The sequence below is a fragment of the Gallaecimonas zhanjiangensis genome (assembly GCF_057624825.1).
This window is the reverse complement of the sequence record NZ_CM172603.1, coordinates 3320236-3333475: the sequence shown is the minus strand read 5'-3', so window position 1 is coordinate 3333475 and position 13240 is coordinate 3320236. Positions and strand designations below refer to the sequence as shown.

Here is a 13240-nt window from a genome sequence, read left to right as displayed (position 1 = left end):
CTTTTTAGTCCTCTAGTGGCGCTTCCTGGCCGCTGAAATCCCGGTTACTGAGCCACAGGCACTCGTAGGGCTGCAAGGTTAGGTCGGCATGGGGGTCGTTGAAGTGGCGGCCAGTGATGAGATCGAACCACAAGTCGGTACTCACCAGGTTGATGGTGGAAAGCGCCACCTGCTGCACTTCGCTGGACACGTTGTGGATGGCAAAGATGCTCTGGCTTCGGTCCAGGCTCTGGCGCCAGAACCCGAATACCTCCAGCCCCAGGTGCAAGGTGAACTGGGTGGCGTTGGGGTGAAAGGCGGGCTGGGCGCGGCGAGTCTGGATAAGGTGGCGCATCGCCTCATAAGCCTGCTGGTGGTGGCTGCCGTTACTCAATGCGGTGCGCAGCGCCTCCAGGCTCCAGGTGTGGCGGTTAATGGAGCGGTTACGGGAGGTGAGCGCCACCTTCTGAGTGTCGTTCTCGGTGGCAAAGAGGCTGTGAATATAAAAGGCCGGTATGCCTTCGAGGCCCAGCATGATGGTGTGGGCGCACAAAAAACGGGCCAGTTGCTGGTGGCTCTTGCCGCCGTCCACCGTGTCTTTGAGGGCGTCCCAGAGGCTGACATTCAGCTCGTAGGGTTTGTCTTCGTCGCCTTTACGCCGGTAACTGACCATGCCGCCGGAGCGGCTGATGGTGCCGATAAACTCGGCCAGCTCTTCCTCGCTCAGCAGATCTTCGGCTGGGCGCAGGCCGATGCCGTCGTGGCTGGCGATAAAGTTAAGGTAGGCCGTGCCGTTTTGGGCCGGCGGCATGCTCATGGCCCAGGTTTTTAAGTGCCGGCAGCTGCCCGAGAGCAAGCAATGCACCAGCAGCGGCGGCAGTGAAAAGTTGTAGATAACATGGGCTTCGTTGGCATTACCGAAGTAGGTGAGGTTCTCCCGGTTGGGCACGTTGGTCTCGGTGATGATCACCGCGTTGGGGTAACCATGCTCGATGAGGGTGCGCATCAGTTTGACCACTTCATGGGTCTGCTGCAGGTGAATACAGCTGGTGCCCGGCACCTTCCAAAGGTAAGCCACCGCATCGAGGCGGAAAATGCGCACCCCTTGTTCGAGATAAAAGTGGATGATGCGCACGAACTCCACCAGCACCTGGGGGTTACCAAAGTCCAAATCCACCTGGTCTGGGCTGAAGGTACACCACACCATGCGCTCGCCGTCGTCGGTTTGCACTGGAGTGAGCAGCGGGCTGGAGCGGGGCCTGACCACCTGGCTCAAGTCGTCTTCCAAGCTCGCTTCTTTAAAGTAATCCTTGCCTGGGTCGCGGCGGCGCTTGAAGTTCTCAAACCAGGCGCTGCGGCTCGACATGTGGTTGATAACCAAATCCGCCATCAGGTGCTTGCGCTTGGCAATGGTGCTGACATGGCCCCAGTCCCCCAGGCTTTCGTTGACCGACACATAGTCGATAACCGAGAAGCCGTCGTCCGAGCTGTAGGGAAAAAAGGGCAGGATATGCACCGCCGACAGGCAATCGTCCAACTCGTTGGTCAGCAGTTTGTTGAGGGTGACCAGGGGCTTTTCCCCTTCGTCTACCACCGAGTTGCCGTAGGTGATCAGCAACACATCGTTCTGGTTCCACAGGTTTCTGTGGGTTGGGGGCGCCTGAGAGGCCGGGTCCAGCGCCATGGTGGCAATGAGCTGCTCCACCAGCGGGCCGTTGTCGGCCTCGGGGTAAATCACCCGTAAGTGGGCCAATAACTTGCGCGTTAGCGGGGTGTCCATGGCTCAGGCTCCTAAATAGGCTTTGGTGTCTTCTTCTACGGCGGATTTCAAGTCATCGAGGATATTGGGTACGGCGCTGATCACCCGGCTCCAACTGGGCATGAAGGGGGTTTCCATGGGGTTGGCCAGAAAACCGGTGCCGGCATCGACGATATTCTGGGCAAAAAGCTCCACCGCCTGTTCTTCCTTGTGCCTGTCGTATTGGAGGCCATTGATCATGGCGTCGTCGTTGAAGATGTCGATGAAATCCAGAGCGATGCGGTAATAGGTGGCCTTGATGGTGCGAATTTTCTCGGTACTGAAGATCTCGCCGTTGGTGGCCAGCTTGCGAAAGAAGGCCTTGGCGATGTCGGTGCTCATTTTCGACAGGCCCTGATTGGCGTCTTCGGCGCTCAGCTCCTGGTGTTTGTGGTCGTAGTTGTCGCTGATATCCACCTGGCAGATGCGCTGTGTGGCGTAGCTTCGGAACATCTCCGAGAGCACGCCAATCTCCAAGCCCCAGTCGCTGGGGATATGCAGGTGCGCCACCAAGTCTTTACGCATGGAAAACTCCCCGGCCAGGGAGTAGCGAAAGCCGTCCATGTAGTTGAGGTATTCGCTGTAGCCGCACACCTTTTGCATGCTGCGGATAAGAGGAGTCACCAGCAGCCGGTTGACCCGGCCATGGAGCTTGCCGCCGGCGCAGCGGGCGTAATAGCCCTTGGCGAAGTTGTAGTTGAACACCGGGTTGGCCACCGGGTAGAACAGCCTTGCCAGCAAGCCGCGCTCGTAGGTGAGGATGTCGCAGTCGTGCAGGGCCACGGTTTGGCCCTTGCCGCTTGCCAGCATGTAACCCAGGCAATACCAGACATTACGGCCTTTGCCCATTTCCTTGGGGGCTAGGTCGTGGCTGGCCAGCAGTTTGTCTATTTCCCGAAGGCGGGGGCCGTCGTTCCACAGCACCCGGTGAAATTGCGGCAGCCGCGAGAAGTATTTCAGGGCGTGGCGGTATTCGTCTTCATTGGCTCTGTCCAGGCCGATGATGATCTCAGACAAATACGGCACCTTTTCCAGCTCATCGAGGATCCCGGCCAGGGCCGGTGATTGCAGTTCCGAATAAAGGGAAGGCAGCACCAGGCTCATGGGCCTATAGCGGCGAAAGCGCATCAACTCCTTTTCCAGATCTTCTACCGGTCTGCGGGTGAGGTTGTGCAGCGTCGCGATGGTCCCGTTCTGGTGAAAATCCGCCATGCTTAGCTCCTGTGATTAAGAATGTCCTGTATGGCTTGGTTCCAGCCGCTGGGGCCGGGCGCCGTTGTTCTGATGGTGGGGCCCTTGGGGTGGAGCTGGTCGCTGCGGGCCGATTGGATAACCACGGCGATATCGGCAGCGTCCAGCATGGGGCCGTCGTTGGGGCTGTCGCCCAGGGCGATCAGCCGGGCGCCCGGGTAATGGCGGCGCAGGGCGTCAAAGGCGGCGGCCTTGGAATACTGGCCCATTACCGTAAAAAAGCGCCCGCCCTGCTGGGCTTGAAGCTGATGCCCGGCCAGTGCCTGCTCGAAGGCCCACTTGCTGCTCTCATCCCCTTGCCACTCCAGTGGCTCGGTAAATTCCCTGTCCCCGGCCAGTAAGGCGCCGTGGTGGCTCAAGCCGGTTTTGGCGGCAATTTGCTGGGCGCTCCAATCGGCAAAGCCCTCAAAGGCAAAACCTTGCAGGCGCAGTTGGCCCAGCACCGTCAGCAGGTGTTGGCGCGGCTCGGCAAAACCCTCAACCTGGCCATCGCCCCAATCCAGTATGGCGCCGTTTTCGGCGATAAAGGGGCCGCTTAACCCAAGTTGGCTTTGTAGCTCACGAATTTCGCTGCGGGTCTTGGATGAATTGAGCACCACCGGGATGCCAAGCTCGGCCAGGCGGTCAAGGGCTGGCTGGGCCGGTGCCCAACTGTAGTTGTGATGGTCCAGCAAGGTGCCATCAAGGTCGGTTACTACCACCCACTCAGGCATGGTGCACCGCCTTGATGCTGTGGTTGTCGTCCAGCTCGAACCTGACCAGGGTGTTGCGCGGGTGTTCGGCCAGCAAATGGCGGGTTAGGCGCTCGTAATGCTGAATAAAACGGGCAATTTGGGTGTCGCTCATGATGCCGGGGCCATCGCCGACCCGGGCCTTGAGCTTGTGCTCCTGTTTTTGGCGCCAGGCCAGCACCGCGTCCATGGACGGTGCCTGCATAAAAATCTGGTATTGCACCCGGTCAAAAAAGCGCCGGTACGGCCCTTTGAGCTGGTCGTTGACGTATTGGCGCCAGGCGCCGCCTTTATCTTCGCTGGCTTCAAGGCTGTTGGCCGGTTGCGATAGGGCGCTGTCGTCCTGGGCACCGGCTCCCAGGCACCAGCCTTCAAGGATAACCACATCGGGGCGGCCGGTGATGTGCGGCCATTGGCTTTGGGGGGCGCGGTCGTCAACGGCTTTGTCAAAGCGGGGCAGGGCGGTGTGTTGCTGGTCGGAAGCGGTGGCTAAGGCGTCCAGTACCGCTTCGCCCAGGGCCACATCGTGGGTGCCGGGTACGCCGCGGGTTTTTAACAGCGGGTGCACGGTATCGCCCAGGGCCAGGCGCTCGGCGCGGGTCAGGTACAGGTCGTCAAGGGAGATAACCGCCACCTTAAAGGCAGCCATTTCCCTTAGCAAGATGGCCAGAAAGTCGGCCAGGGTCGATTTGCCGGTACCTTGGGCGCCGGTAACCCCCACCACCAGCGGCGCCGGGCTCCACTGGCTGCGGGCAATGATTTTTTCTGCCAGAGGCAGGTAGTGCTGGGTAACGGTTTCCTGGAACTGCTCAGGTAACCCATGGGCCTTGACGGCGTCTTGTATAACCTGGTGCATAAAGGTCCCCCTTCATTCATTTCAGCATACGGACTGAAAAGGCAGGGGTAAACGATTTATGCAGATTAAATGCCTGTCTATGAAGGATTATTGCAGCTGAGAGGGGACCGATTCGTAGTCCAGCATGTCGCGGTGAATGCGGATTTGGCCAGCGCCGGTATCCACCTGTAATTCGGTGATGCCTTTGACGACTATCCACACCGGTTGCGGCCCAAGCCCAAACTGGGGGCCTGACACCAGATAGTGGTATTCCCCCATCAAAATGACCCAGTTGCCGATCACCATGTGGTTGTTCTCCACAAAGCGGATCTGGGCCACCCCTTGTTCGGCTTTTTTCAAAAATTCGAGGATGGCGGTGCGCCCGGCGATGTTCTGGCTGTTGCCTTGCACCGAGGCGCTGGGGTCTTGGAACACGGCGTCGAAGTGGTAGAACTGCTCTAGCTCGCCGTAATCCATGGCGGTGTAGGCCTGCATGTACTTTCTGGCCAGCAGCAGCGCATCTTCATCGGCGAAGGCCGGCAGGCAGAAAAGTAAGATAAGCAGGTACAGCGCTCTCATTCAGGGGTCTCTTTACTATTACAAATGCGGAGTTTGCCAGACCCCCGTTGCCTCGCCAAGTCAGCCCATCTCGTCTAGGTGGATGTCCAGGGCTTTGACCGAGATGCGGATCTCTATCACCGACAGGCAAAGGGAGATCCCCAAAAGCAGCAGCGACAACCCGAACAGCCACCAGGCGAGAGTGGGCGACCCTACATACAAGGCCAGCATGGTCAGCACGCACAGCAGGAAACTCAGCACCCCGGCCTCCTGCATATAGCGGATCAGGATAACCCGGCGGCGCAGGTTGGCGATTTGACGGCGAATGCGGGGGCTAAGTTCCGTGGCGTGCATCTGGCGGATAAGATTGGCCAGGTGCAAAAACCGGTTGGTGTACGCCAGCAGCAGCAACGATATGGCAGGGAAGAGTACCGCCGGGGTGGTGAGGGTCAGTTCCACACTTTTTCCTTTGATTTCATTGCGCTGGCCGAATGTCGAAGCTTAGCAAAAGGCGCCGTTAATGCACCAGCACCAAGGTCAGGGCCACCAGCAGGAAGCTGGCGCTCTCACCGCCCATGGCCAGAACGCCAAGGCGCCTTAATGTTGCGGCATCGGCAGGCTGGCCGGGGCCAACTCGCTCCCGGCTTATCTTATGGCCGCCGATAAGAAGCGGCCCTCCCAACTGGCAACTAAGGGCAGTAGCCAGCATCGCCATCTGCCGGGGCTTTTCCCGGCTAAAAAGCGCCGAGGGCTTTAACGCCAGCACCGTCCAAAAGAGGGCGAGCGGCGCCCCGAGGGCCCGGCATAGCCAGGCGATGGGCACCAAGGCCTTACCAAAATCACCAAAGCCCGGGCGAGCCGGGTGCCAGCGATCGCCAATCACCCACCAAGCTCTTATTAAAAAGGCGGGCAGGCCAGCGCCAAAGGCCAGCAGCAGCACCAGCAGCAAGCGCTCCTTGGTTACCCGCCAACGCCCCTCGATGGCCGCTTTGTAAATCCCTTCCTGGGAGTAGCGGCTGCAATCGCGCTTGAGCACCGAGCCCAGAAGTTCTCTGGCTGGGGCCTTGGCCAGGGAGCCGACGGCGCTGAGTTTGGCGGGGCGAGGGTCGCTAAAGGCAAGATAAAAGGCCAGGCCCTGGATAACCAGCGGCAGCTCGGCGCTGTAAAACAGCAACGCGGCCACCAGCGCCAGGCTGCCCCACAGCAGCGTAAAGGCCAGCACCCCGGCCAAGCGCCGCTGGCGGGGTTCACCTTTGTTGACCTTGGTTGCCAGCCGGTCTGCCAGGCGCGAGATGGCCTGCCAAAACGGCAAAGCCGGCAGCACCAAGGCTGCCGGCCAGGCAAGAAGGAGGGTTAACTCAGGCCAGTTCACTGTCTTTGAGTTTGGCGACCAGCGCCATTACCAACTCGGCGGAGTGGGTAGCGGCTTTTTCCAGGAAGCTTTCAAAGGACATGGGGGATTCTTTGCCAGCGATGTCGGACAAGGCCCGGGTAACCACGAAGGGCACATCGAACTGGTGGCAGGTTTGGGCGATGGCGGCGGCTTCCATTTCCACGGCGATCATGGTGGGGAAGGCCTTGCGGGTGGCTTCAACACGCACCGGATCGGACATGAAAATGTCGCCGGTGGTGATAAGGCCGGTTTTGGCCTTGTGGCTGGCCATTTCGCCAATCACGTCCTGGGCCACGGAAACCAGGGTGGGGTGAGCCTGGAAGGCGGCCGGCATGCGCGGCACCTGGCCCAGCTCGTAACCAAAAGCGGTTACGTCCACGTCGTGGTAGCGTACTTCGCTGGAGATCACCACGTCGCCCACTTCCAAGGTCGGGTCGAAGCCGCCGGCAGAGCCGGTGTTGATGATGGCGTCGGGAGCGAAGCGTTCAATCAGGATGGTGGTGGCGATGGCGGCTGCCACCTTGCCGATACCGGAGCGCATCAGCACCACGTCACCGCCGCCCAGTTGGCCGCTGTAAATTTCGCAGCCGGCGACGACTTCGGTGCTGAGGTTACTGATCTGGCTTTTAAGAAGCGCCACTTCCTGTTCCATGGCGCCGATGATGCCGAGCTTCATTGGGGTTCATCCTAACCGGAGGGGAAAACCCCAATGATAGCCCGAGCCTTAGGCTGCGGTCACCCCAGCCGTGAGGCCGAGTTTGTCGAGAATGCCCATGGCGGCTTTGCGGCCGTTGGCGATGGCGGTCACCACCAGGTCGGCCCCCAGCACCATATCGCCGCCAGCGAAGATCTTCGGATGCAGGGTCTTGCCGTCCGGCGCCAGCACGCGGCCCGCTTCGTCGGCAACCACGCCTACTTCCGAGAGCCAAGCCGGCAGCTGCGGGCGAAAACCTAAGGCCAGCACCACGGTGTCGGCCTTGAGGTCGCGCTCCGAGCCTGCCACAGGTTCAGGGCGGCGGCGGCCAGAGGCATCCGGGGCGCCCAACTGGGTTTCCTGAACGCGAATGCCCTCCACTTTGCCGCCTTGGGCCAGCACTTCCAGCGGCTGGTGGCAAAAGGCAAATTGCAGGCCTTCTTCCTCGGCAAAACGCACTTCCTTGGGCGAGCCGGGCATGTTCTCCCGGTCACGGCGATAGAGCAGGGTGACGCTGGCCGCGCCTTGGCGAAGGGCGGTGCGGGAACAATCCATGGCGGTGTCGCCACCACCGATAACCACCACGTGCTTGCCCTTCTGGTCAAAGTGCAGCTCGGTGCCTTGCATCAACTTGAGGTTTTGGTCGTAGAGGTAATGAGCCGCTTCCAGGCAGCCCTCGGCGTCGCTGCCAGCCAGGCCGGAATCGACGCTACGGGGGGCGCCCAGGCCCAGGAACACGGCGTCATAGCCGTCCAGCAGCTCCTTAAAACTGATGTCCTGGCCGACTTTGGTGCCCAGCACAAACTCCACGCCCATGTCTTTGAGCACCTCAAAGCGGCGGGTGATGATGTCTTTTTCCAGCTTGAAACCTGGGATACCGGTTGAGAGCAGGCCGCCGATAACGGGTTCTGCTTCATAGACGGTGACCGCCACACCGGCGCGCACCAGGTAATCGGCGCAGCCGATACCGGCCGGGCCTGCGCCGATCACCGCCACCTTGTGGCCGGTCTTGGCCACATAAGCAAGGTCTGGGCGCCAACCGGCGTCCAGCGCCAAGTCGGTGATGTCGCGCTCCACCTGGCCTATGGTCACGGCGCCGAACTCGTCGTTCAAGGTACAAACGCTTTCGCAAAGCCTGTCTTGCGGGCAAACCCTGCCGCACACTTCTGGCAGCGGGTTGGTCTGGTGGGCCAGCTCCGCCGCTTCCATGATGCGGCCTTCACCGGCCAGCTCCAGCCAGCGGGGAATGGCGTTATGGAGCGGGCATTTCCATTGGCAATAAGGAGTACCGCAGTCGAGGCAGCGGGAAGATTGCTCTTCACGCACCTGCTGGTTTTGCTGGGCCTGAACTTCCTTGAACTGGGTAACCCGTTCCTTGGCTGGCACAACTTCGCCGGTCTGGCGCTCGAAATTTAAAAAGTGCAGGGGATCTTTCACGATACGGCCTCCCTCAGTTGCGGCTGCCAGCCTTGCGGATGGATCAAGGTAAAGCGTTGGGCCCAGTCGGCGTCTTCCAGCAGCTCGCCAGCGCGAACCGAACCGGTGAGGTTCTGGTGGCGCTTGATAAGGGCGCGCACCTGCTGAGTGATGTCGCTATGAGCGCTCAAGGGGCACCACTGCACCAACTCGTTGTTGACGGCGCGGTCGTCCAGGTCCATCACCACAGCCAGGCCACCGGTCATACCGGCGGCGAAGTTGCGGCCGGTTTTACCCAGTACCACCACCATGCCGGCGGTCATGTACTCGCAGCCGTGGTCACCTACACCTTCGACAACGGCGGTGGCGCCGGAGTTGCGCACCCCGAACCGCTCACCGGCCTGGCCTTCGGCAAAGCATTCGCCGCCGGTGGCGCCAAAGAGGCAGGTGTTACCCATGATAAGGGTGTCAGCGGCCACAAAATGGCTGCCAGGCGGCGGGCTCAGCACCAGGGTGCCGCCGCCAAGGCCTTTACCGACATAGTCGTTAGCGTCGCCCACCAAGCGCACTTCCATGCCGGGCAGGCTGAAGGCGCCAAAGCTTTGGCCAGCGGTGCCGCGGAACTGCAGGCGAATGGGCTGCGGGCAGCCACCGTCGCCATAGGCTTTGGCGATGGCGCCGCTCAGGGTCGCCGGCACGGTACGGTCGGTGTTGCTGATGGGGTAATAAGCCAGCCAGGGGGTGTCGAGCTGGGCTTCGGCCAGAATTTTGTCATTCAGGCTGTGCTCGGGCTCAGGCAGCACCACCTCGTAATCGGGTAGGGCCGGCAAGGGTTTTAGCAGCACTTTGCCGATGTTGCTGTCGCTGCATTCCAAAAGATCCAGGCGGCCTTTGGCCTCGTCGAGGCTGGCCACGCCAAGGCTTGCCAGCAGCTCGCGAATTTCGCGGGCCATCAGGGTAAAGAAGGACTCCACCTGCTCGGGCAGGCCACGGAAATGCTTGTCACGCAGCAGGGTGTGCTGGGTGGCTACCCCGGTGGCGCAGTTGTTGAGGTGGCAGATACGCAGGTATTTGCAACCCAGCGCTACCATGGGAGCGGTGCCGAAGCCGAAGCTGTCGGCGCCCATGATGGCGGCTTTGACTACGTCTTGGCCGGTTTTAAAGCCGCCGTCCACTTGCAGTATTACCTGGTCGCGCAGGCCTTCTTTTATCAAGGCGTGGTGGGCGTCCACCAGCCCCAGCTCCCAGGGGCCGCCGGCGTATTTGACCGACGTCAGCGGGCTGGCGCCGGTGCCGCCGTCGTAACCGGACAAGGTGATAAGGTCGGCGCCGGCCTTGGCCACGCCACAGGCAATGGTGCCCACGCCTTGGCTCGATACCAATTTCACCGACACCAACGCCTCGGGGTTGACGGTTTTAAGGTCGTAAATCAGCTGCGCCAAGTCCTCGATAGAGTAGATATCGTGGTGCGGCGGCGGCGAGATCAAGGTGGTGCCGGGGGTGGAGTGGCGCAACTTGGCGATTTCCACCGACACCTTGTGGCCGGGCAGCTGGCCGCCCTCACCGGGCTTGGCGCCTTGGGCCATCTTGATTTGGATAACTTCGGCAGTGGCCAGGTATTCCGGGGTCACGCCAAAGCGGCCTGAGGCCACCTGGCGAATTTTAGAGCGGCCCTCGGAGCGGCGGCGCTTGGGATCTTCGCCGCCTTCACCGGAGTTGGAACGGCCACCCAGGCGGTTCATGGCGATGGCAAGGGCCACGTGCGCCTCCGGCGACAAAGCGCCGATGGACATGGCCGCGGTATCCATGCGCGGGAACAGCTTCTCGGCCGCTTCCACCTGCTCTACCTCGATAGCCTTGGTGTTGGCCTTGAAGCTCAGCTTGTCGCGAAGGAAACCGTCGCGGCCCTGATGCACGGCCTTGGCGTATTGTTGCCAGGCTTCCCAAGAATCGCTGCGCACCGCGGTTTGCAAGGTGCGCACCACGTCTGGGTTCCAGGCGTGATACTCGCCGTCCGGCTGGAATTTCAAGAGGCCGCCCAGAGGCAGTGGCCCCGGCATAAAGGCCTGGTTGTGCACGGCGAGGCTTTGCTGCTGGATGGCGGCAAAGGTTTTGCCGCCGATGGGGCTTCTTAGCCCCGGGAAGCACAGCTTGCACACTTCGTCATCAAGGCCCAGCACATCAAAGAGCGCCGCGCCCCGGTAAGAGGCGATGGTGCTGATGCCCATCTTGGAGAGGATTTTCTTGAGGCCGCCGTTGATGCCGTTGCGATATTTGATCAGCACCGCCTTGAGCGAATCATCCAGCATGCCGGCATCCACCAGCGCCGCCAGGGATTCAAAGGCCAGATAGGGGTAAACGGCGGTGGCGCCCAGGCCCAGCAGCACGGCGAAGTGGTGCGGGTCGCGGACACTGCCGGTCTCGATAAAGAGGTTTGCGCTGGCCCGCAGGTGACGGTCAACCAGGCGCTCTTGCACCGCGCCAACCGCCAGTGGCGCCGGGATCATCAACTGATCGGCGTGGATATGGCGATCAGACAGCAACACCAGCACCGCGCCGTCTTTGACCGCGTTTTCGGCGTCGTCACAGAGCTCGATGATGGCCTCTTTAAGGTTGCCGTCTTTGGGGTAGGCGAGGCTCAGGGTCTTGTGGACTTTTTTGTCCAGCAGTTGGCGAAGGTCTGAATAGAGCAGCACCGGCGATTTAAACTGCACCCGCTCGGCGTGGCCGGAGGTCTCGCAAAAGACGTTTTGCTCGGCACCGATATAGGTGGTGAGCGACATCACAAAGGCTTCGCGCAGCGGATCGATAGGCGGGTTGGTCACCTGGGCAAAACGCTGGCGGAAGTAATCAAAAAGGCTGCGCGAAGTCTTGGAAAAGCCGGCCAGGGGGGTGTCGTCACCCATGGAGCCTACCGCTTCTTTGCCGTCGCGGCCCAGCACTTCTACCACCTCGTGAATTTCTTCACGGGTCAGGCCAAAGTATTTTTGGACCTTCTTGAGCTGGTCGTCGGTGAGGTCACGAATACCGGCCTGGGCGGCCGACAAATCCTCAAAAGGGGTCAGCTTGGTGTGGTTTTCGCTCAGCCATTCACGGTAGGGGTGGCGGCCTGCCAAATCGCGGTCGATGGCGTCACTAAACCACACCTGGCCTTTAAAGGTGTCCACGGCCAGCAACTGGCCTGGCCCGACCCGGCCCTTGGCGATGACTTCGTCTTCGGCGTAATCCCAGATACCCACTTCCGAGGCGAGGGTAATGAGCCCATCAGAGGTCTCTACCCAGCGCGCCGGGCGCAGGCCGTTACGGTCCAACTGGCAAGCGGCGTAGCGGCCATCGGCCATCACTACACCGGCCGGGCCGTCCCAGGGCTCCATGTGCATGGAGTTGAACTCGAAGAAGGCTTTAACGTCATCGGCCATTACCGGGTCCTGTTCCCAGGCGGGCGGCATGATAAGACGCATGGCCCTAAACAGGTCCATACCGCCGGAGAGCAGCAGGTCCAGCATGTTGTCCATGGCCTGTGAGTCAGAGCCGTTGGACGACACAAAGGGCTTGGCCGTTTGCAGATCCGGCAGCAGCGGCGAGGCGAACTTGTGGCTGCGGGCCCGGGCCCAGTGGCGGTTACCGGAAATGGTGTTTATCTCGCCGTTGTGGGCCAGATAACGGAAGGGTTGAGCCAGTTCCCAGCGCGGCAGGGTGTTGGTGGAAAAGCGCTGGTGGAACAGACACATGGTGCTTTCCATACGCAGATCGGTGAGATCGGTATAAAAGCGGGGCAAGTCGGCGGCCAGGGTCAGAGCTTTATAGACGATGACCACGCAGGACAGGGACGCCATGTAAGCGTCTTGCTGCTCGGCTTCCAGGCGTTTTTCGGCGCGGCGACGGGCCATGTAGAGGCGACGCTCCAGCTCGCGCTTACGCCAGCCGGGCGGGGCGTTGACCAGCACCTGTTCGATAACGGGTTTGCTGTGCAGGGCGATATAGCCCAGTACCGACTCGTCTACCGGTACCGGCCGCCAGCCGGCGATGGTCAGGGTCTCTTTGGCCAGCTCATCGGCGATGATGGCCTTGGCGCGGGCCGGGTCTTGGGGCAGGAAGACCATGCCCACGGCAAAGCGCTTGGCCAAACGGAAACCGTTTTCCTCGGCCACAGCACGAAAGAATTTTGTCGGCAGGGAAAGTAACAGGCCACAGCCGTCACCAGTACGGCCGTCAGCGGCAACACCACCACGGTGCTGCATGCGGGAAAGCCCCTGCAGGGCCAGGCGAAGCAGCCTGTGACTGGCTTGCCCTTCTTTGTGGGCGATCAAGCCAAAACCACAGTTGTCATGGGCTTCAACCATGTGTCCACCTCCATCATTTTTATGCATTAATGCAGCATAAAAAATGTTAATGCTCAGTTGCGGACTGTTCACCCTATAGCCCCTGCTGGGGTGTGGTCAATGGCTTTTTGCGATCCCACGCACAGTAAAGCCGCCACAAAGCGGAAGAAAACTTCCGCCTTTATCAGATAAATCATGTGGTTATTTGGCTGTTTAGCCGTCCGGAAGGCCTGAATAAATTTTTTGTTTGTGAAAATACCGCG

General features: G+C 60.7%; 10 protein-coding genes. All 10 read right to left on the bottom strand.

Translation table 11 applies throughout. The annotated features are described in order from the left end of the window. Positions 1–4: 4 nt before the first annotated feature. Positions 5–1759 (bottom strand): sugar phosphorylase, encoded by a 1755-nt coding sequence (locus AC22G1_RS15790; protein WP_487314211.1) that lies wholly within the window; start codon positions 1757–1759, stop codon positions 5–7. 3 nt (positions 1760–1762) lie between these two features. Then, a complete protein-coding gene (locus AC22G1_RS15785; RefSeq protein ID WP_487314210.1) occupies positions 1763–2989 on the bottom strand; it encodes a glycosyltransferase family protein in 1227 nt (408 codons plus the stop codon). Positions 2990–2991: 2 nt separating this feature from the next. Next, positions 2992–3741: an HAD-IIB family hydrolase gene (locus AC22G1_RS15780; RefSeq protein WP_487314209.1), complete on the bottom strand. Its 750-nt coding sequence runs from the start codon at positions 3739–3741 to the stop codon at positions 2992–2994. Continuing rightward, positions 3734–4615 (bottom strand): kinase, encoded by an 882-nt coding sequence (locus AC22G1_RS15775; RefSeq protein ID WP_487314208.1) that lies wholly within the window; start codon positions 4613–4615, stop codon positions 3734–3736. The genes AC22G1_RS15780 and AC22G1_RS15775 overlap by 8 nt, the downstream gene beginning before the upstream one ends. An 87-nt stretch (positions 4616–4702) precedes the next feature. After that, positions 4703–5173 (bottom strand): nuclear transport factor 2 family protein, encoded by a 471-nt coding sequence (locus AC22G1_RS15770; RefSeq protein ID WP_487314207.1) that lies wholly within the window; start codon positions 5171–5173, stop codon positions 4703–4705. A gap of 60 nt (positions 5174–5233) precedes the next feature. Beyond that, a complete protein-coding gene (locus AC22G1_RS15765) occupies positions 5234–5611 on the bottom strand; it encodes a DUF2721 domain-containing protein (protein ID WP_417362004.1) in 378 nt (125 codons plus the stop codon). Positions 5612–5669: 58 nt separating this feature from the next. Beyond that, positions 5670–6476: a hypothetical protein gene (locus AC22G1_RS15760; RefSeq protein ID WP_487314206.1), complete on the bottom strand. Its 807-nt coding sequence runs from the start codon at positions 6474–6476 to the stop codon at positions 5670–5672. A gap of 34 nt (positions 6477–6510) precedes the next feature. After that, a complete protein-coding gene (mtnN, locus tag AC22G1_RS15755) occupies positions 6511–7221 on the bottom strand; it encodes a 5'-methylthioadenosine/S-adenosylhomocysteine nucleosidase (protein ID WP_464949143.1) in 711 nt (236 codons plus the stop codon). Between the two features lie 48 nt (positions 7222–7269). Beyond that, a complete protein-coding gene (locus AC22G1_RS15750; RefSeq protein ID WP_487316737.1) occupies positions 7270–8679 on the bottom strand; it encodes a glutamate synthase subunit beta in 1410 nt (469 codons plus the stop codon). Then, entirely contained in the window at positions 8673–12998 is a 4326-nt protein-coding gene (gene gltB / locus AC22G1_RS15745; protein WP_487314205.1) for a glutamate synthase large subunit, read from the bottom strand. The genes AC22G1_RS15750 and gltB overlap by 7 nt, the downstream gene beginning before the upstream one ends. Between the last annotated feature and the right edge of the window lie 242 nt (positions 12999–13240).

Bases quoted from the DNA above. Each gene is read 5' to 3' on its own strand.
- AC22G1_RS15785 (WP_487314210.1), bottom strand. From the start codon at position 2,989: ATGGCGGATTTTCACCAGAACGGGACCATCGCGACGCTGCACAACCTC.
- gltB (WP_487314205.1), bottom strand. From the start codon at position 12,998: ATGGTTGAAGCCCATGACAACTGTGGTTTTGGCTTGATCGCCCACAAA.
- AC22G1_RS15770 (WP_487314207.1), bottom strand. From the start codon at position 5,173: ATGAGAGCGCTGTACCTGCTTATCTTACTTTTCTGCCTGCCGGCCTTC.
- AC22G1_RS15780 (WP_487314209.1), bottom strand. From the start codon at position 3,741: ATGCCTGAGTGGGTGGTAGTAACCGACCTTGATGGCACCTTGCTGGAC.
- AC22G1_RS15790 (WP_487314211.1), bottom strand. From the start codon at position 1,759: ATGGACACCCCGCTAACGCGCAAGTTATTGGCCCACTTACGGGTGATT.
- mtnN (WP_464949143.1), bottom strand. From the start codon at position 7,221: ATGAAGCTCGGCATCATCGGCGCCATGGAACAGGAAGTGGCGCTTCTT.
- AC22G1_RS15775 (WP_487314208.1), bottom strand. From the start codon at position 4,615: ATGCACCAGGTTATACAAGACGCCGTCAAGGCCCATGGGTTACCTGAG.